Origin of the sequence: Alkalicoccobacillus gibsonii (assembly GCF_016798245.1) — a bacterium.
Lineage (GTDB): Bacteria > Bacillota > Bacilli > Bacillales > Bacillaceae_D > Alkalicoccobacillus > Alkalicoccobacillus gibsonii.
The window spans coordinates 367,721-386,739 of sequence record NZ_JAEUZA010000002.1 but is presented as its reverse complement, the minus strand read 5'-3'; the positions used below and the strand labels follow the sequence as shown (position 1 = coordinate 386,739).

The 19,019-nt window shown below is 40.8% G+C and carries 15 protein-coding genes; 5 read left to right on the top strand and 10 right to left on the bottom strand.

Annotated features, from left to right (window positions below):
* The first annotated feature begins 343 nt into the window (after positions 1-343).
* Entirely contained in the window at positions 344-679 is a 336-nt protein-coding gene (locus JNO66_RS08680) for a helix-turn-helix domain-containing protein (RefSeq protein WP_203087862.1), read from the top strand.
* A 96-nt stretch (positions 680-775) separates the two neighbouring features.
* Here the strand turns inward: JNO66_RS08680 and JNO66_RS08675 are convergent, their stop codons facing one another.
* Positions 776-1,975 (bottom strand): ornithine--oxo-acid transaminase, encoded by a 1,200-nt coding sequence (locus tag JNO66_RS08675; RefSeq protein ID WP_203087861.1) that lies wholly within the window; start codon positions 1,973-1,975, stop codon positions 776-778.
* A 156-nt stretch (positions 1,976-2,131) separates the two neighbouring features.
* Between JNO66_RS08675 and JNO66_RS08670 the strand changes: the two genes are divergently transcribed.
* On the top strand, positions 2,132-3,352 hold the full coding sequence (locus JNO66_RS08670; protein ID WP_210340818.1) for an MFS transporter: 1,221 nt from the start codon (positions 2,132-2,134) through the stop codon (positions 3,350-3,352).
* A 101-nt stretch (positions 3,353-3,453) separates the two neighbouring features.
* On the opposite strand, the gene JNO66_RS08665 is transcribed toward JNO66_RS08670, so the two are convergent.
* From JNO66_RS08665 to JNO66_RS08655, 3 genes are all read right to left on the bottom strand, one after another.
* Positions 3,454-4,872, bottom strand: coding sequence for an anion permease (locus tag JNO66_RS08665; RefSeq protein ID WP_203087860.1), 1,419 nt, complete (start codon positions 4,870-4,872; stop codon positions 3,454-3,456).
* A gap of 158 nt (positions 4,873-5,030) precedes the next feature.
* Entirely contained in the window at positions 5,031-5,675 is a 645-nt protein-coding gene (locus JNO66_RS08660; protein ID WP_203087859.1) for a DAK2 domain-containing protein, read from the bottom strand.
* A gap of 157 nt (positions 5,676-5,832) precedes the next feature.
* Positions 5,833-8,226 (bottom strand): bifunctional diguanylate cyclase/phosphodiesterase, encoded by a 2,394-nt coding sequence (locus tag JNO66_RS08655; RefSeq protein ID WP_203087858.1) that lies wholly within the window; start codon positions 8,224-8,226, stop codon positions 5,833-5,835.
* Between the two features lie 234 nt (positions 8,227-8,460).
* On the opposite strand from JNO66_RS08655, the gene JNO66_RS08650 reads away from it, so the two are divergent.
* Positions 8,461-9,477 carry an acyltransferase family protein gene (locus JNO66_RS08650; RefSeq protein WP_203087857.1) on the top strand — a complete coding sequence of 339 codons (1,017 nt, stop codon included), beginning with the start codon at positions 8,461-8,463 and terminating at the stop codon, positions 9,475-9,477.
* Positions 9,478-9,761: 284 nt separating this feature from the next.
* Here the strand turns inward: JNO66_RS08650 and JNO66_RS08645 are convergent, their stop codons facing one another.
* The 4 genes from JNO66_RS08645 to JNO66_RS08630 all read right to left on the bottom strand — a co-directional run bounded on the left by JNO66_RS08645 (position 9,762) and on the right by JNO66_RS08630 (position 14,122).
* Complete coding sequence (locus tag JNO66_RS08645; RefSeq protein ID WP_203087856.1) at positions 9,762-11,702, bottom strand: LTA synthase family protein; 1,941 nt, start codon at positions 11,700-11,702, stop codon at positions 9,762-9,764.
* 184 nt (positions 11,703-11,886) lie between these two features.
* A complete protein-coding gene (locus tag JNO66_RS08640) occupies positions 11,887-12,510 on the bottom strand; it encodes a flavin reductase family protein (protein ID WP_203087855.1) in 624 nt (207 codons plus the stop codon).
* A gap of 70 nt (positions 12,511-12,580) precedes the next feature.
* Positions 12,581-13,174 (bottom strand): hypothetical protein, encoded by a 594-nt coding sequence (locus JNO66_RS08635; RefSeq protein ID WP_203087854.1) that lies wholly within the window; start codon positions 13,172-13,174, stop codon positions 12,581-12,583.
* 162 nt (positions 13,175-13,336) lie between these two features.
* Positions 13,337-14,122: an SDR family oxidoreductase gene (locus JNO66_RS08630; protein ID WP_203087853.1), complete on the bottom strand. Its 786-nt coding sequence runs from the start codon at positions 14,120-14,122 to the stop codon at positions 13,337-13,339.
* A gap of 152 nt (positions 14,123-14,274) precedes the next feature.
* Here JNO66_RS08630 and JNO66_RS20770 point away from each other — a divergent pair, with 152 nt between their 5' ends.
* Positions 14,275-15,180, top strand: a complete 906-nt coding sequence (locus tag JNO66_RS20770; protein ID WP_273753228.1) for a methyl-accepting chemotaxis protein — start codon at positions 14,275-14,277, stop codon at positions 15,178-15,180.
* A 42-nt stretch (positions 15,181-15,222) separates the two neighbouring features.
* Here JNO66_RS20770 and JNO66_RS08620 read toward each other — a convergent pair whose 3' ends face one another.
* Positions 15,223-16,089, bottom strand: a complete 867-nt coding sequence (locus tag JNO66_RS08620; RefSeq protein ID WP_203087852.1) for a MazG nucleotide pyrophosphohydrolase domain-containing protein — start codon at positions 16,087-16,089, stop codon at positions 15,223-15,225.
* A 337-nt stretch (positions 16,090-16,426) separates the two neighbouring features.
* Between JNO66_RS08620 and JNO66_RS08615 the strand changes: the two genes are divergently transcribed.
* Positions 16,427-17,122: a DsbA family oxidoreductase gene (locus JNO66_RS08615; RefSeq protein ID WP_203087851.1), complete on the top strand. Its 696-nt coding sequence runs from the start codon at positions 16,427-16,429 to the stop codon at positions 17,120-17,122.
* Between the two features lie 45 nt (positions 17,123-17,167).
* Here the strand turns inward: JNO66_RS08615 and JNO66_RS08610 are convergent, their stop codons facing one another.
* On the bottom strand, positions 17,168-18,712 hold the full coding sequence (locus tag JNO66_RS08610) for a PTS sugar transporter (RefSeq protein ID WP_203087850.1): 1,545 nt from the start codon (positions 18,710-18,712) through the stop codon (positions 17,168-17,170).
* Positions 18,713-19,019 lie beyond the last annotated feature (307 nt).

Below are 19,019 nucleotides of genomic sequence, written 5' to 3'. Positions count from 1 at the left end.
CATTCCCAGTCTTGGCCCTCTTTCTTCTCCCTTTATCTTAGCCCTCCCGCTTGGCGCTTGCAACGACTTTCTCTTTTAGAAACGAGTCATTTATTTAATAGATCTAAAGGTTTTTTTATTCTTTGTTCTTATTGATATGACCTATGTTCGATATATCGAACATCACTGATAAAACTTGATATACTAACGTGTTTAACCGAAGAATCTAATTCAATATGAATTGGGAAAACAATCGTACAAATACTGTCTTGTCAAGTGTAGAGCATAATGTTCTGTTTACAGAACAAAACTCAGGCTGTTATAATAGCCACTAACATTAGACATATAAGCGAGGGACTCACACATGATTGGAAAACAAGTGAAAAAATGCAGATTAGACCGAGGACTTTCCTTGTCAGAGTTAGCTGAAAATGCAGGCGTAGCAAAATCCTATTTAAGCTCGATTGAACGGAACATTCAATCCAATCCATCTATTCATTTTCTAGAAAAAATCTCTCTCATCTTAAATGTACCGATCGAGACGCTACTTTATGGAAGTGGTGCGACAAGCGATTTAACCGGGGTAGATAAAGAATGGGTTCAGTTAGTAAAAAACGCCATTGAATCCGGTATCAGTAAAGAACAATTTCGTGAGTTTATTGAATTTAATCGTTGGAAAAAAGAGCAACTCCACCCGTAAGCATCGTTCCGCCACTCCAAAATACCTGTCCCACGGTCTCTAACCTTTATAGACATAAAAAAGGCCGAATTATCGACCTTTTCCCTGCAAATTAATTTATTGTGCATCATTTAAAACTGAACATATCTTTTGGAATGCCCATTCTATTTCATCCTTTGTAATCACGAGCGGAGGAGCCAGTCTAATGACATTTACATGTGTTTCTTTACAAAGCAATCCTTCTTCCTTTAACGTTTCACAGTAGGGTCTTGCTGCCTCTGTTAGTTCCATTCCAATAAATAATCCTCTTCCTCTTATTTCTTTTATGATTGGGCTTTTAATGGTCTTAAGCTTCTCTATTAAATATTCTCCAAGCTCAAAGGATCTTTCAACAAGCTTATCCTCATGAAGAACATCTATTGCGGCAATGGCCACAGCACTAGCTAAAGGATTTCCACCGAATGTTGATCCATGAGAGCCTGGGTCAAACACTCCAAGCACCTCTTTACTACCCACAACCGCTGAAATCGGCATCACCCCACCACCTAACGCCTTTCCTAATATATAAAGGTCTGGAGACACATTGGCCCAATCGCAAGCAAAGAGTTTTCCGGAACGACCTAAACCTGATTGTATTTCATCGGCTATAAAGAGAACCTGATTGTCGCGACAAAGCTCGGTAGCCTTCTCTAAGTATCCATCTGGAGGAATGATCACTCCCGCTTCTCCTTGTATTGGCTCAACTAGAAATGCTGCTGTATGTTCAGTAATTGCTGCTTTTAAAGCCTCGGCATCTCCGTATGGAACTACTTTAATGCCAGGAAGCATTGGACCAAATCCACGCTTATACTCCTCGTTAGATGAGAGTGAAACAGCTGTCATCGTTCGACCATGGAAGTTGTCTTCACAAACGATGATTTCTGCTAGATCCTTCGCTACACCTTTTATATCGTATGCCCATCTTCGTGCAGCCTTAATTGCAGTCTCCACTGCTTCTGCACCAGTATTCATTGGAAGAACCATTTCACAGCCCGAAAGCTCCGCTACCTTTGAGTAAAACATTCCTAATTGATCATTATGGAACGCTCGTGATGTTAATGTAATTTTCTCTGCTTGATCCTTTAAAGCTTGAATGATTTTTGGATGGCAGTGACCATGATTCATCGCAGAATAGGCACTGAGCATATCCATATAATTATTCCCTTCAGGATCACGCACCCACACTCCCTTCCCTTCTGAAAGTACAACTGGAAGCGGGTGATAATTTGTTGCACCAAATTGTTCAGTCTGGTTCATAACGTCTTGTGATCGAGTCATATTAACCCCTCCTTGAACTGATTGGTCCTACCCTTTCATTGTATGATCTTAAAAGCCTTTCAGGCAAGCCCCTTGCAAGCATTATCAACATGTATTAGGTTTAATAAGGGTAGAGAAAGAGGAACATCCAAGATATACCTCAGGGGGGACACATTTATGGAAGCCACTCAAAAGAGAATAAACATAACGTTAAAGGATCATGTGTTATTTTTGTCGACGGTATTTTGCTTTTGGTTTGCTACATATATATACATACCGACTTTTAGTTTGTATTTAGAAACAAAGCAATTTACATACTCTGCGATTGGAATTATTTTGGGGAGCTATGGTGTGACGCAGGTTCTCTTACGGTTTCCTTTAGGCATTCTTTCAGACATTCTGCATCGCCTGAGAAAACAGCTCTACATCGGTGGTTTTGCTGTCGCAATCATAAGTGGGCTTTTACTCATTTTGTTTGATTCCTTTTTCGCGATCTTTACTGCCAGACTGCTTGCTGGGATTACGGCATCCATGTGGGTCATGGCGACCATTCTTTACGCACAGTATTTTCACAGGGGGCAATCTTCTCGAGCAATGGGGACACTACAATTTTTAACCGTTATGCCACAGTTTGTGAGTATGGCACTTGCTGGCATCATTGTTCAATCCTTTGGTTGGATGCTCCCCTTTTGGATCGCTGTACTAGCCTCTGCAGTTGGACTCATTTTGTCCTGTTGGATAAAAGTTGTTCCACAGGAAAGCATTCATCAAGATGAACGAAGATCTTTTAACCATTATGTGCGGGCAACGATTCGAGTCCCTTCCCTTTTTGCTATTACTGGTTTATCAATGATCGGGCACGGTATTCTTTTTATCACCATATTTGGGTTTACGCCATTATATGCAGCTACCATCGGAATTAATGAAGGGACGCTTTTTTGGCTTGTGATGGCGTTTTTTATTCCACATGCCGTTGCCTCCCTTAGCCTTGCTTTTCTGCCGCTACATGATCGGCATACTAGACATATTCTTCTTATTTGTATAATTGCTACAGGGCTTTCTCTTATTCTGATTCCGTTCACTAACACACTTGTCAGCTTAAGTGTCGTCCATGGTATTCTAGGGCTCGCATTAGGATTGTTTTTCCCACTATTACTTGGGAAAATTGCTAGCTTGCCCGTTGATTCATTGCGGACGTCTGTTATGGGATTTTATCAATCCTTTTATGCCCTTGGAATCTTCTTAGGTCCCATCCTTGCAGGAACCGTGGCAGAGTGGTTTGGATTATCGATCATGTTCTGGGGTGGTGCGTTCCTTGCTCTACTTGGAATCCCTTTACTTCTTCATGCTAATCATGAGTCAACGCATCATAAAGAAAAAGGATGGCATAAAACATAAATCACTCACGAAAACACAAACATATAGCGAATGATTCGATCGTTGAATCATTCGCTATTTTTGGGTTTATTTTTAGTTATATCTCAGCCTCTTTCAGCCTTCTACCATAAACCAAGTACCTTCCACCACAGCCCACCAATGCCGAGCCAGACTACAATATGAATCACTGAGATGAGAAAGCCGAGTGACCACCATTTCTGCTGTGTAACATAGCCTGCACCGAAAAAGGCAGGAGCAGGTCCACTACCATAGTGAGTTGTACAACCAAAGAGGTTACTAAAAAAACCAAGGAGTAAGGCTGACAGAACAGGTGGCGCTCCAGCTGCTACAATAACAGAAAGGAATGCTGCATACATCGCACTAACATGCGCCGTATTACTTGCAAAGAAGTAGTGGGAATAGAAATAAACCACAGCTAGAATCACAAGTGTGTACGTCCATCCAAGTCCTTGAACCGCCCCCTGCATGAGCTCACTAAACCAAGGAATCATTCCTAAGCTATTCAGATACTCAGCCATCATGACAAGGACAGAGAACCAAACGAGCGTATCCCAGGCTCCCTCCTCTTTTTTAATATCTGACCAAGACAGCACTTGTGTTACAAGCAAAATAACAAGCCCTATGAATGCTGCAACAGTCGCATCAATCCCAAAGCTTCCTCCTGCTATCCAAAGAACAAGTAAAACGATAAATACGGCAATCATAAACCATTCGTCTCGTTTAATAGCTCCCATTTCTTTTAACTTTTCTACAGCCATCTTTGGTGCTTCTGGTGTTTCTTTTACCTCTGGCGGATACAGCTTATAGATCACAAAAGGAATAATGAGCAAACTAAGTAAGCCTGGTACAAGAGCGGCCAGCATCCAGCCTGTCCATGTAATTTCTGCACCTGTAATACTTCCAGCAATTTGTGCAGCGAGTGGGTTCGCAGCCATCGCTGTTAAAAACATCGCGGAGGTAATCATATCTCCTTGGAAGGATGCCTTTATCAGAAAGGCGCCTACCTTTCTCTCTGTTCCATCCTCTACTCTTGAGCCGTATGCTTCAGACAATGAACGGATAATAGGCATAATGATCCCACCAGCCCTTGCCGTATTTGAAGGCATAGCCGGTGATAGCATGAGATCACTTGCAATTAGTGAGTAAGAGAGACCTAATGTTCGCTTCCCAAATAAACGAACAAATATATAAGCAATCCGAGCTCCTAAACCCGTTTTGATAAATCCTCTTGAAATAAAAAAAGCAATGACAATAAGCCAGATGGTTTTATTTTGAAATCCACTTAACGCTTCTCCAATTTCAAGTGTCTGAGTAAGGACAACAGCTGATAAGCCTATAATCGCTACACTTCCCATCGGCATCGGTTTAATTATAAGCCCGATGATTGTTGCCACAAAGATAGAGAACAGGTGCCATGCTTGTTGATCCAGACCTTGTGGAGCGGGAATAACCCACAGGATCAGTCCAATCGCTAGCGTTATGACTAGTTTTTTATATTTTACTTCCGATGTATGATTCATCTCTTCACTCCGTTACGTACTCATTTAATCGGACAAACTATATCACGTATTAGTGTGTGATAAAAGATGAGCACCATACCTCAACCCCTTTTTAAAGTAAAAAAAATAAGACGTCCAAGCTTTTTAATAAGCTGATCGTCTTACAAAAAAAGCTGATACTATGATGTTTGTTGGATCGGTTCGTTCGCTTCAGCTTCACTTAACACGTGGGTTAACGCATCAAACAGATAGTAGCTTGACACTGTACCAGGATCTAAAAATCCTACTGAATTTGAACCGTATTCTGCTGCCTTTCCTTTTTGAGCTAATAGGTATTTGGACGCTTTTAAAACTGTTTTAGCCTTATCCTCAAAGTTGATTGATGAAAGTGCCTTTTCTTTTTCTGTGAGCTCGGCTATCGCTTCCCATACATCAATTAATGTCTTGTCTCCGCGTTTAGCCTGACCTACTTCCTTCATCTTTTCGACTGCCGCACGAATCGCTTGACTAAACTCATCTAATGAGGCTTCACTTCCATGGAAAGATAAGCCCATTTCTTTAAAGGCGACTCCATATAGCTTTACAGCAGAAGATCCTTCTTTTTTCAACAGCACATCTCCTGTGTATTCAAACACTTCACGTAAGGTCATAAAAGAAGCTGCTCTGAGAGGAGTAATTTCCTCAAATGCACGTACTACATGTTCTCCGTGATCACCATCTCCAACATCTTGATCGATGAGAGAAAGATATTCTCTTACGGACGCTAATTCCTTTTTCGCTTGTTCTATCCATGAAGTTGCAAGTTCTATCGTAAAGACGTTCATATCATCCACTCCTTGAATTTGTGAATATGACTATGTATCCGTCTATACCCTTGTCCCATTGAAAGAAACCCAACTTTACTGAAAAGGAAAAAAAGACGAACACATTCATATGGAGTGTGTTCGTCTCAAAACTCTAATTATCCCTAAGTAATGACCATCAGCTTACTGTAGCATTCATATATAGGGCTTCAATTTTTTCAGTCGGAAGTGGCTTGCTGTAGTAATAACCTTGAATCTCCATTAAATCATTCGTCCTTAAGTAATCAAGCTGATCCTTTGTTTCAATGCCCTCTGCTGTAACATCCATCTTCAAATGCTTCGCCATTGAAATAATAGTAGAAACGATTGCCTTATCGTGCTCACTGGTCAGAATGTCAGCGATAAAGGATCGATCAATCTTCAATCGATTAATCGGAAACTGTTTGAGGTAGTTCAATGAACTGTATCCTGTTCCAAAATCATCTAAGCTGATCTTGACTCCTAATTCGCTTAACCTCTGAAGTGTTTGAGTAGATGTCTTAACATCCATCATCATGCTTTCAGTGATTTCTAGTTCTAAGTATTTTGGTTCTAAGCCTGTTTCATATAAAACGGACTGAATATGTTCATCAAAGTTTAATTGATGAAATTGCTGAGAGGATATGTTTACAGCTACCGGAATCTTAAGTCCACCCGCATCTTGCCATTTTTTCATCTGCATACATGCGCTCTTTAATACCCAGGCACCTACATCGAAAATAAGTCCTGTTTCTTCAGCAACTGACAGAAAGGCGCCTGGTGGTAGTAATCCTTTTTGAGGATGTTGCCATCTCACAAGTGCTTCTAACCCCAAAACATTAGAGCCATCTATTGAGAATTTGGGTTGATAATGCAGAACAAGCTCTTGGTTCACGATTCCTTTTCTTAAATCCGATTCTAGAGTGAGTTTTTCTTCAAGGTGTTCATTTAGCGCTTCGGTATAAATGTGATATCCATTTTTCATGTTTCTTTTCACCTCATATAGTGCTGTATCTGCGTTCCGAAGCAGTACCTCCGCTTCCCTCCCATGTTCAGGATAGATCGCAATGCCTATACTTGCTGAGATATAAAAATCGTGTTCCTTTAAGTGAAAAGGTTTTTGGATGAGCATTAGGATATGAGACGCAAAGGATTCCAGTGAGGGTCCCATTTCTTTTTTGTAGATAAGTACAAATTCGTCGCCTCCAAGCCTCGATAAAATGATGTCTTCACCATCTATAAGCTTCGTTATGCGATTGCTCACTTTTTGTAAAAATAAATCTCCATACATATGACCCAATGAGTCGTTAATCATTTTAAACCGATCTATGTCAAGTGTGAGTACGGCAAATGATTGCTTAGTCCTTTTACACTTTTTCACTGCATCTGCAATTAACTCATTGAATTTCCGTCGATTTGGCAGCCCCGTCAGTTCATCATGGTAAGCCAAATGCTTAATCTGCTTTTCAGTCTGCTTTTGTAAGGTTATATCTTTCATCATAAGATGAGTACCTACAACCTGTTCATCAATCATAACGGGAACGTGCATAAGCGTCAGATAAAGAACCTTCTGATCCGGTCGAGTGAGCATTGTATCATATTTTCTACGTCTGAATTGTCGAAATTCAAATTCTGAGCTCACATCAATAAACCCCAAATTGTGAGCTTGCTTCTGCAAAACTTGTGACGCATCCATTCCCATCATTTCCTGAGCGGCGTCGTTTACATGCTGAATCGTCCCGTCTGCGCTTACAGAGAGAATACCATTTAAATTATGTTCATAGAGAGAACGATACCAGCTTTCCTGACGGGCAATGTTAACGTCCTTTTCTATAAAGCGCTTATTTAAGATCATTCCTACAATCGTTAACCCTAGAGTGAATAGCGTACCGATTGCAATCCAATAGGTAATCCCTTTAGGATTTACATACCCACTACCCAACTCCCCACCTGATTGGAACGATGCAGCTGCCATTCCTGTGTAATGCATACCTGTAATGGCAACGGCCATCACAACTCCACAACCAAGCTTGATGAAAAGAGAGTATCGATTGGTGCCACCAATTGATACGAGAAGCCATAGAGCCGCAAAAGAAGCCAAAGCCGCTATAGCAATTGATAGAGCCACCACACCAAGGTCATATGTAATATCTATTGAGAGTGCAGCCATTCCAACATAATGCATCCCTGAAATTGCAGCAGCCATGAGTATTCCTCCTGCTAACAAAACAAATGAATGCCTTTCTCCTCTTAGGCTGACGACTAATAATGCAATAGCCGATGCACCAATGGCTAGCACTATTGAAAGTAGAACAGTTCCCACATGATAATAGACAGGAACCTGGAAGGAGTACGCAAGCATTCCAATAAAATGCATGGACCATATTCCAATTCCCATTGTAAGAGCCCCGCCTCCTAACCACAAGAACCGTTTTGTCCCCCTGCCATTTTGAATACGTTCAGCTAAGTCTAGAGCTGTATATGAGGCGAGTGTAGCAATAATAAATGATAATAGAACAAGAGGTAGACTGTACGAACCATGAAAATGCTCCATTAGACGTTCTCCTTTGATTTCTCTGAACACATTTGAAATGTTTTTAAGATATTGTCATTTAGTCGTAACAAACAGAACTTTTAGATTGCAACTATAGACCTATTTTACCATATAATCTTGAAACACCATGTATTATTTATCATCATTCTATGTAACGGTTTTCAAATCTTTTAATTGTGGGTAATCTAGTATAGATACTTTGACTTCCATCGCACTAGCAGAGGAGCCAGAACTATGAACCAACGAGTACAATGGATTGATGTTGCTAAAGGAATTGGCATTATTTTAGTTGTTTTAAGTCACGCTCCAGTTAACGACACGTTAAAAAGCTTTCTTTTCGCATTTCACATGCCCTTATTTTTTTATTTATCTGGAATTGTTTTCAAACCTTCATCTTTGACAATCGGTTCATTTATTTGGAAAAAAGCAAGAGGATTACTTCTACCTTATTTTATCTTTTCATTTATCACATATGTTTTCTGGTTTTATGTGACCAGACACTTCCCGTTTAATTCTGGAGATGAAATAGATCCCATCGTTCCGTTTTCAGGAATCTTTATTTCAACACCTGTTGACTACCAGCTTACGTATAATCCAGCCATCTGGTTTTTAACATGTTTGTTTGTTGTAGAAATCCTATTTTATTTCATCTATCGAATCAGTAAAGATAAAAAATGGATTCCCTTCTTCCTGATTGGTTGTGGCGTATTGGGATATGCAAGCTCAATTTATATTGAGTCAAATCAATTGCCATGGAGTATTCTTGTTTCATTAACCGCCGTTGTTTTCTATGGAATGGGTGCATTAACAAAACAGGTTTGGGAAGAGCCTTCATGGAGAAAAACGATTGTTTCAATAGGTATCCTATTTCTCATTACCTATATAGCACAACACTTTAACACCGTAAGGGTAGATATGCGAGGCAATGTTTTTGGAGAAAGCTGGTTCTTTTACTTAGGAGCTCTTTCAGGATCTATTGGGATTATTTTAATCGCTCTAAAGCTTTATCATCTAAAGGTTCTTTCGTTCTTAGGACAATATTCGATTGTCATTTTACTTCTACATTTCCCTGCATTAAATCTCGTGAAGGCAAGTGTTTATTATGGGCTAGGATTTGAAATGAACGAGACGAACACGTTACCGTGGACATTATTTTATACAGTTGTCACATTGTTATTAATGATTCCTTGTATCATCGTGTTAAAGAGAGTACCGATATTACTTGGGAAGGCACGTCCTAAACATAGATAAAATAGAAAGAAGGCGGGACATAACTTTAATTTAGCGAGTAAAACACGAATGTAGCAATTAATACGCTACAGGAGAATCCCTCGCTTTCCACGGGAACGGCCTCAGCCCCTTTCGCGGAAAAAGCACCGCTACAGTGTCTTCACCGCGTTCTGTTCCGTAGGAGTCTCGGGTTCTCCCTCCGCTTGTTCGAATAAAACAAGAATGGCGAATGATTCTGCAATCGAATCATTCGCCATTCGTATTGATATTTAAATATGTCCTAAGCTTTTTTGCTTTTTCATTCTTTATTGTAGCGTTTCTGATTGCTCAGCTACACCTTTTTCACCGTAGAAATAGTTGGTTGGATCCACCGGTTCAAAACCATCCACATCATGGAAACGAAGGAGATCCTGGTATAACACTTCATCTGATAGCTGAAGCTGCTCATCAACCTTTTCTTTTAGTCGGTCCGTTTCAGAATTCGCTTCGACTTCTTCCCCAGTCGATGCATCATATAACGTTCCTTGTACATTCGTGTACTTCGGTGTAATAAAGCTTCCGTCACGGAACGCAATCGTTTCATCATGTTCATCAGAAAATAGATCTGTCCCAAACATTAAATACTTCTGTGCATCAATTCCTTGAAGATGAAGCAATGTCGGCATGACATCAATTTCACCACCGTACGTATGATTCACTCCGCCCTCTACTCCTGGTACGCGGATCATAAGCGGCACACGTTGATTCTGAGCGTTTTGGAAAGGTGTGATCTCTGTGTCAAGCACCTCAGACATCGCACGGTTATGGTTTTCTGAAATGCCTTGGTGATCCCCATAAATCATAATGATCGAGTCATCATATAACCCGGATTCCTTTAATTCATTAAAGAATTCTTCAACTGCTTCATCCAGGTAACGAGCCGTTTGGAAATAGCCATCAACCGTTTTATCTCCAGTTGTACCTCTTTCAAGCGTTGCATCATCCTCATCCAAAATAAATGGATAATGATTGGTTAATGAGATTAAGTGAGCATAGAACGGTTGATCTAAAGACTCAAGCATTGGAATAGATTCCTCATAAAATGGTTTATCCTTTAATCCAAGGTTCACAACGGTTTCATCTTCCATTGAATACGAGCTTGCATCAAAGAAATGATCAATCCCAAATTGCTTATAGATCTGATCGCGATTCCAGAATGATTTGTAATCTCCGTGCAGAACCGCACTTGTGTATCCTTCTTCTTGATTTAAGATCGCTGGAAGTGATTGATAGGTGTTCTGACCTTTGGTTACAAATGCCGACCCTGTAGGCAAACCAAAGATACTGTTATCAAGTGTTAGCTCAGCATCCGCTGTTTTTCCTTGACCCGTCTGATGAAAAAAGTTGTCAAAGTACGTCATATCTTCTTCTCCATGGGCCAGACTGTTTAGAAATGGTGTAACCTCTTCCCCATCCAACTCATAGTCCAATAAGAATGTTTGGAAGCTTTCTAGATGAATTTTAATAATGTTTTTCCCTTCACCCGCTCCAAACAACTCCTCGTTTGGTTCAGCATAATGAGAGGTTGCATAGTGCTTTGCATTCGTTAGGTCATCACTACTTGCATAAGCTCTTTGTGATTCCATTTGTGCTGTTTGAATGCCATCATAAACGGTGTAATTATATAATCCGAGATACTTAACAATATAATTCCGGTCAAATGTCCTAGTTAAAAGCTGCGGACGATCAATCTCAGCAAGCGTTAGATTCACTACGAAAATGGCAATACCAGTGATGATGGCTGTAGATGCCAGGCTTTTTCTAAATTTGATTTCTTTAAATGCTTTATTTTTAATTAACACAAATAAGAGGATAGCTAAGTCAACAAAATAAAGAAAATCATGTGCATACATCGTTGAGAAAATACCATCAGTCATATTGCTTACGTTATCTGTCTGCATTAAGTTGGGTAACGTAAGAAAATCATCAAAGAAACGGTAAAACATAATGTTTGCGTACAACACAATCGTCATGAGTGTACTGAATATCAAAATCCACCAGCCTGCACGTCTTCCTTTGGCAAATAACGCTAAACCAAATAGAATAATTGCTGCACTTAGTGGATTAATAAAAAGCAAAAACTCCTGCATCGTCCCTTTTACACCGAGGTTAAATTCAACCTTATAAGAGACATATGTCTTGATCCAAAGAAAAACTAGAGCAAGCAGAAAAAACCCTTCTTTACTGCCCAATCGTCTTTTATTCATTTCAATCTCTTCTTTCTAAACAAATTCATGAGCTTTATTTTAGGACGAAGCGCCTAAAGTGACAAGTATCAAAATAAGGAGAATTCGTAAGTCTACTGGCTTGTACCCCTAAAATAAGAGGTATTTATCGGTCATTCTTGCGCCAGATCGCTCACTCTCGTACTTACATCTCTCATACGCCTGATTACGTTGGTCTTTTTAATTCAAATGGCTTCTGAATCTGTGCATAATCATGCCCGGCAAGCCTTGCAACAGGATTTAATTGATCAGTCTTGATGTACCCTGTCTCCAGTTCATATACTGCCTCTGAAACATGATAACACACCACTCTCGCAAGGATAAGGTCATTCGCAACGACCCCTTGATCATCACGAATCGGTATATGCTCGTGAAGTGTACATTCGAAGCGGATCTTCGCTTCTAGTATCCCCGGAACTTTTACAATTTCACTTGGTTTTACATGGAATTTAGTTAAATTTAGTTCGCTCTCAAAAGGGGGCAATGAAGCCGCTGTTGCGTTAATGTCTTCTAAGTTTTGTTCATCAGTCAGATGCACAACAAGTTCTTTATGTTTAAGTGCGTTCCGTGCTGTGTCCTTCATCTCTCCATCTCTTCTTGAAACCGAAATAGCAAGAATTGGTGGACTTGATGAAATGATCGTAAAAAAGCTAAATGGCGCTGCATTCACAACCTGTTGATTCTCTGAACATAGTGTGGTTACAAACGCAATCGGTCTTGGCACCACAGAACCAGATAATAATTTGTAATGGTCTTTCGCTGTTAACTCCGTTGACAACAAAGTATGCATTAGTCGTGTTCCTTCTTTCTTAAAACTCGTCATTTTATACCCGTTTAACGATTTTTCTAATCATGTTCGTTTATTTAAAATCTGAAATATAGTTGTAGACTTTGTCTATCTCACCCTCAGAGCCATAGGCATAGGTCACGTCCCAAATCTTATCAACCTTTGTTTCATTTACATGTGCATCTAAATCATGAAATATCCGATGCAAATAGCGGACCGACATCTCATCCTCATGCTCTTCCGAAACTTCTATTAAAACTTTAGCATTCTTCATATCATTAATGGCTTCTGAGGGAGCTAATCCATGTTGACTTAACCACTCCACATCTGCCTTTAGTCCGCGCCATTTGTCCTGTTCAGCTAGACTTGTATGGTCTAATCGTTCTACCGCACCCCATCCAGCTAACGTATTGAGGTTCTCATGTTGTTCCTTTAAGATTTCGCGGACTCGTTCCTCTTCCCCTTCTTGAAAGGCAATTCGTTCCGTTGATGGTTCGTATTCAATGATTCCATTCGATTCTTCTGTTGCTGTTCCGAGTTCACGAGTTGATTCACTCTCAGGCGTTTCCTTTGAAAGTAAACTGTTTTGCGTTAAACCAAGATATATTACAACTGCACATATCAGAGTAATGAAAACTGTAGATCCAACAGCTATTTTTTTCTTCAATGAATTCAGCCCCCAGGCAAACAGAATGTATTCTATCAAATGTATCACAGAGAACCAATTTTTATCAGTAAAAGAAGAAAATCTTAAAAAAGAACACATAAAAGTACGTCATAAATTACAAAAGACTGATGACTCCAACGAATCACCAGTCCTATTTTTCATTTAAATTGCCCGTATCATCCCACCGTCAACTAAGATGGAGCTCCCTGTCATGTAACTTGAAGCATCTGAGGCTAGAAACGCAACGACGTTTGCAAATTCTTCAGGTTGACCATAACGCCCAAGTGGAATGTTTTTACGTGCCTGTTCACGAACTTCTGACTTATCAATTCCTTGCTTGTCTGCTTTTAATTGATCTAAATGATCGACTCGATCTGTAGCAATTCGTCCTGGAGCCACTGTATGCACTAAAATACCATACGGGGCTAGCTCTTCTGCAAGACTTTTAGCTAATCCTTGGATTCCCATTCTAAATGTATTGGAGAGAATTAAACCAGGTATCGGTTGTTTAATGGACGAGGAGGCAATATTTAAGATTCGACCTCCATTTTCCTTTAGATCAGGAAGGACTTCGCGGATTAGTCGAATGTAGCTTAACAAGTTTAATTGAAAGGCTTGCTCCCACTCTTCATCCGAAAAATCCTCAAACCCTCCACCTGGAGGTCCACCAGCATTATTTACAAGAATATCAATGGCGCCAAATTCCTGTCGTGTTTGCTTCACTAATTGCTTGATTTCATTTGAATTGGTGATGTCACATACGCAGTATTCGACTCTGCCCTGATCTAAGTCCTTCAGTTCTTCCTTTACCCTTGCAAGTTTGTCTCCATCTCGACTAGTCAGCATGACGTGTACGCCCTCTTTGACAAACTGTGTAGCCACAGCTTTTCCTAGTCCTTGACTCGATGCAACAACTAAAGCCACTTTCCCTTTAAGACCCAATTCCATAACGATCCCTCCAATTAAATGTGCTCTCATCCTCTATTGTGAAGAAGTTTGTTCAAATAGGCAATCATTCCACTACAAAGAGGTGCGACGTTTGTCCTTCTTCATTTCCGGGTACAACGTACTATGACTTATTAGACGCGGAGGATACCCTTTTGAATCATCAAACAAATGAAGTAAATGAACAGCTTGTAATGGAGGCTCTAGAGCAGAACCTGGCGATGATACGTTTTGATTTGAATCGTCGAGTGACCTACGTGAATCCACTTTTCGCTCAAACGATGGGCTATACAGTCGATCAAATGCTAGGAATGCAGCATCAGAACTTATGCTTTCCTGAGTTTCGAAACGACTTGCGCTATGAACAATTTTGGCGGAGCTTACTATCTGGAGTCAGCTTTCAGGATAAAATTATGAGAATGAGTGCAACCGGTAGCAAGGTTTGGTTAGAGGCTACTTATATGCCAATAAAAGATGAACGTGGGGCTGTGGTTGGTGTGTCAAAGGTTGCTACCAACATCACACAAAGACAGGAAACCGTTACATCTTTTGCTTCGAATCTTCAAAAAATGTCTGAGAGATTGGATCAGCGAGCTGAACTAGGAATTAACCGTAGTCAACATTTGATTACGAGCATTGATCACGTTGCCTCATTATCTACCCAAAACACGGAGACCCTAGTCGGGCTTCAAGATAAAGCAATTGCGATTCAAGGCATTATTAAGACCATCCAAGGCTTTGCCTCACAAACCAATCTGTTAGCTCTAAATGCTGCGATTGAAGCTGCAAGAGCAGGTCAATACGGCAGAGGGTTTGACGTTGTAGCAAAAGAGGTTCGCACGTTATCAAAACGAATTGAGGAATCAGTCATTGAGATTCGTGACAGCATTCAATCAATGACCAATGAAGTTCACACAATATCAGAAGGAACGCATCAAGCGAAGGAATATAGCCTCGAGAATCAAAAACAAGTTCATGTGACCATTACTGATTTTGAGACCTTTTCAAAAGACGCAAGAGAACTTAAAGCTGAAACAAAGACATTACGAGATATTATTTGAATAAAGAAAACAGACTCGCTTTAGTCGGCGAGCCTTTTTAGATTAAATTGGTATGATTTTATAGATGCCATATTGGTCTGTTCCTTGTTCATCTATCACGGAAAAACGAGTTGGATCGAGCTGGAACTGCGTGTGTGCATCTTGTAGGAGAAGAGGTATCGTTAGAACAAGTCCATCTAAGCCTTCCGCATGTGCACACTTTTTAAAACGGTCCACCGTCAGCTGAGTAACAGAGAGGTTTTGCTCTGTCGTTTGAGACGCATCCCATGGGCGAGCTGACCAAAAACGCGAACCCTGTTGAAATAGTGTAGATAGCTCAAGTGCTTCCGTTGCACCCGGCTCAGTAATCGGATCGTATGTAATCGCAAACCGATGTTGATCACGTTTTACATTTTTTCTGACTGTTTTAGCCACGTGATCAAATACGGTAGATTCAAGAGCTGATGCGAAACTGAACAGCTCTTGATGCAGATGGGCAACTTGTCCGCCGAGCGAGAGCTTTTCTTCTGTTTGTTTCATTGGTTTATCACCGTCATAATGATTGATGATACGTGCGATCGTTCCTGCTCGTTTCATTAAAGCCAGTAGCAAGTCAGATGCCGAAACATTTTCATTCGAGCATTCCATTTCAATCACGTTAGTGGGTAAACCGATTTTCTCGTACTCCATCGTTAAATCTGTTGCAAATTGGTTAGCGAGACACGTCGAAATAATAAACACATCTGCTAGCTCGCCACCAATCTTGTCCGGATCCATTTCTTTTGTGAGCAATAGCTCAGCAAGCTCCCCCACTTCTTCTGTTACGCGCGCCAGTCCAGAAAGAGTGCGCCAATACCCTCCAAGACGTCTAATTGATTGATCAATTAACTTTTGATAATCAAGGATGGTTTCTAGTTTGTCACCTATCATATGTCGACCTCCATCTTATGTGTTCTACCCTTTAGTATACAGAAATCTTAGGTGGAGTTGGATTCGGAGTGGTGGAAGCGCCATAATTTATTTGAAGGGGGCTCTTTAGGGATCCCGGTTCATTTTATTAGTTTTATTGCTCGTTCTTATCGTTTCACTTTTCTCTCCAACGTTTCACTTCTCGCCCCTATCGTTTCACTTTCCTCTCCAACGTTTCACTTCTCGCTCCTATTGTTTCACTTTTCCTCCCCCTCTCACCCACCACCTTCAAGCTCACTTGCTTGATATATTCAGCGTTCCGGCATACACTACGTGTACATAAAGGAGGGTTACACCTGTGAATATTGAAATATGGTCAGATTTCGCTTGTCCATTTTGTTATATAGGGAAACGAAAATTAGAGAAAGCACTTGATCAATTTGAGCATCGGGATGATGTAACAATGGAATTTAAAAGCTTTGAGCTTGATCCTCACGCACCGAAGCATACAGATCGTACGATGGCTGAGATTCTTGCCGGGAAGTACCGGATGCCTGTTGAGCAAGCTGAAGCGATGACGGCGAACGTTGCTGCTCAAGCAGCAGACGTTGGTTTGACATATCGGTTTGATACGATGCAGCCGACGAATATGCTCGATGCTCATCGCCTCACTCACTTTGCGAAAACGAAAGGGAAAGCAAATGAGCTTGCAGAGCGCTTGCTTTATGCATACTTCACAGAATCAAAGCATTTGGCATCCATTGATACATTGCTTGAGCTTGCTGCTGATGTTGGGATCGATCCAGAAGAAGCTAGACCGGTTCTTGAGAGTGATCAGTACACGGAAGACGTTCGAAGCGATCATAGTCGCGGAGTCAGTCTTGGTTTGCAAGGCGTTCCATTCTTTGTGATTAACAACACTCATGTTGTTTCAGGTGCACAGCAGCCTGCTGCTTTCTTAGATGCATTAACAAAAGCACACGAAGAAGAAGTCACCCAAAAGAAAAACAACAACCCAGACAATGGATGTAGTGACGGTCTTTGTACTTTTTAAGCAGAAAAGCACCTGCCTTCTTTTTATAGAAGCAGGTGCTTTTTCCTATGTCGCTTTTGAAAACTTATTGGCAAGCAATGTAAAGACAAACGCGCTTAATAGCGAAGCAAGCATGGCTAAAATGAAGCCCCAAAAGTTGTCAGACATTCCAGGTGCAGCAAAGGATGGAACATAGGCTGTTCCTCTTAAATTAAATAACCCTACCACGGCTCCTCCAATTCCTGCAGAAACCAGAGCACCAATGAACACGAGTCGATTAGCAAACATAAAAGGGTACGCAGACTCAACGAAGGTACCAAAGATCATGTTAATTCCAAAGGAAGGCGCTGCTGCAGTTGCTTCGACTTTTCTTCTCGGAAAAATAATATTGGCCAAGTTAATACCCGCAGCCACCATGACAAGTCCAACCATGTCAATGGCGCCAAGAAAGCTGTTCCCCGTGCTTTCCATTTCAAGTAATACAATGGGTAGGATTGCTGCGTGATAAATGCCTCCTAGAATAGCCGGCCAGATTAAAAGCCCTGCCACAATTCCAGCTATGATTGGATTAAAGGCGATCGTTGAGTCAATCGCTATTCGAATCCAATCACCGACTTGCAAAGCAATGGGGCTTAGTACAAAGAAAACGAGCAGCCCAGGTATTAATCCTCCAAACCCGCCTGCAACAATGTTTACTGTAGTAGCAGGGAAATTTAATTTTAGGCATTTTGTAAATAAAAATGGCACCAAGTATCCTGCTCCAATTCCAGCAAGTAAGCCTCCAATGATTCCACCATTCACTGATAGCAACCCTGCAACAATTCCTGCTACGATGGTTACTTCATCTAGATCAGCGATTTGTTTTGCAGCAATGACTGCTACAACGACTGGTAACGCTCCAATCAGAAGGTCGAACACATCACCTAATGGTTCAAGTCCGGGTATCTTACTAAATGCAAGCACAATGGCAAGCGCGATAAACGCGGGAAGCGAGGACGTCATGATTCCACGGAGATTGATCATTTTCGATTTCGTCTGTTCCTCATTCATTTCAGAATGAAGTTTTGGACGATAGCTTGTCCCCCAATGCTTGGACAATGCGGTCATAAATCCAATGGCACGTGTTTTGTTAGATGTCCCTGTTGTTCCTGACTGAGCAATAATATTTGCTCCTACGCTACCGATCTCAGCCATAGATGTACCACCAGTACCCACAACCGGAATACCTGCTGCTGACACGGCTTCAACGACTTTTTGGTTGACCCCACTTGGATCCGCACTCATAGCAATGAGCCCATCTACTTCCCCTTTTTCAACTAACTGAGCAAAATGCTCATCTATATCAACTGCTTTGCGATTGACTTCTTCTAATGTCCCCGAGTATATCTCTTCCAATTCCTGATTGTGATTGTTCCAACCTAGTAGCTTTGCGCTTGATGTACGTTTAATTGAATCCATTGATTGCTCAGTTGATATGAATTGAATTCCTTTAATCTCTATGTTTGCTGCTTGCGCTTGATTTGCTAATTCTCGCATTAGGCGATCTGGCTGACTGCCACCAAGACTATATAGATTCCCTCCACTACTAGCTATGATAAGAACTTGTTTCATTAGTTTCTCTCCGTTCTTTCTAGGGTCAACTATTTCATTATTCTAACAGTTTAACAGAGTAAAGGATTAATTGAAAAGATAAATCTACTTCTTTCGACACGCGTTTTATAGTGCCCAAATGTTGCCCTCCTGCATAAGATAGGGAAGGAGTAAACATTTGTTAGGAGGGGTCAACGCTTGAGGGACTTTATTTTACTGCGTATAAGTGTATTTATATTCCTTGGCGTACTGGCGTTTGTTCAAGTGAAGCAGTATTTATCGCCGGTGGCCATACTCATCGTTTTATTTTCCAGTTCTGCTGCATACT

What these genes read in the sequence shown, in the direction of transcription:
- JNO66_RS08665 (WP_203087860.1), bottom strand. Translation starts at nt 4,872, where the DNA reads ATGAATCATACATCGGAAGTAAAATATAAAAAACTAGTCATAACGCTA.
- JNO66_RS08660 (WP_203087859.1), bottom strand. Translation starts at nt 5,675, where the DNA reads ATGAACGTCTTTACGATAGAACTTGCAACTTCATGGATAGAACAAGCG.
- JNO66_RS08680 (WP_203087862.1), top strand. Translation starts at nt 344, where the DNA reads ATGATTGGAAAACAAGTGAAAAAATGCAGATTAGACCGAGGACTTTCC.
- JNO66_RS08610 (WP_203087850.1), bottom strand. Translation starts at nt 18,712, where the DNA reads ATGAAACAAGTTCTTATCATAGCTAGTAGTGGAGGGAATCTATATAGT.
- JNO66_RS08670 (WP_210340818.1), top strand. Translation starts at nt 2,132, where the DNA reads ATGGAAGCCACTCAAAAGAGAATAAACATAACGTTAAAGGATCATGTG.
- JNO66_RS08640 (WP_203087855.1), bottom strand. Translation starts at nt 12,510, where the DNA reads ATGCATACTTTGTTGTCAACGGAGTTAACAGCGAAAGACCATTACAAA.
- JNO66_RS08620 (WP_203087852.1), bottom strand. Translation starts at nt 16,089, where the DNA reads ATGATAGGTGACAAACTAGAAACCATCCTTGATTATCAAAAGTTAATT.
- JNO66_RS08650 (WP_203087857.1), top strand. Translation starts at nt 8,461, where the DNA reads ATGAACCAACGAGTACAATGGATTGATGTTGCTAAAGGAATTGGCATT.
- JNO66_RS08645 (WP_203087856.1), bottom strand. Translation starts at nt 11,702, where the DNA reads ATGAATAAAAGACGATTGGGCAGTAAAGAAGGGTTTTTTCTGCTTGCT.
- JNO66_RS08630 (WP_203087853.1), bottom strand. Translation starts at nt 14,122, where the DNA reads ATGGAATTGGGTCTTAAAGGGAAAGTGGCTTTAGTTGTTGCATCGAGT.
- JNO66_RS08675 (WP_203087861.1), bottom strand. Translation starts at nt 1,975, where the DNA reads ATGACTCGATCACAAGACGTTATGAACCAGACTGAACAATTTGGTGCA.
- JNO66_RS08655 (WP_203087858.1), bottom strand. Translation starts at nt 8,226, where the DNA reads ATGGAGCATTTTCATGGTTCGTACAGTCTACCTCTTGTTCTATTATCA.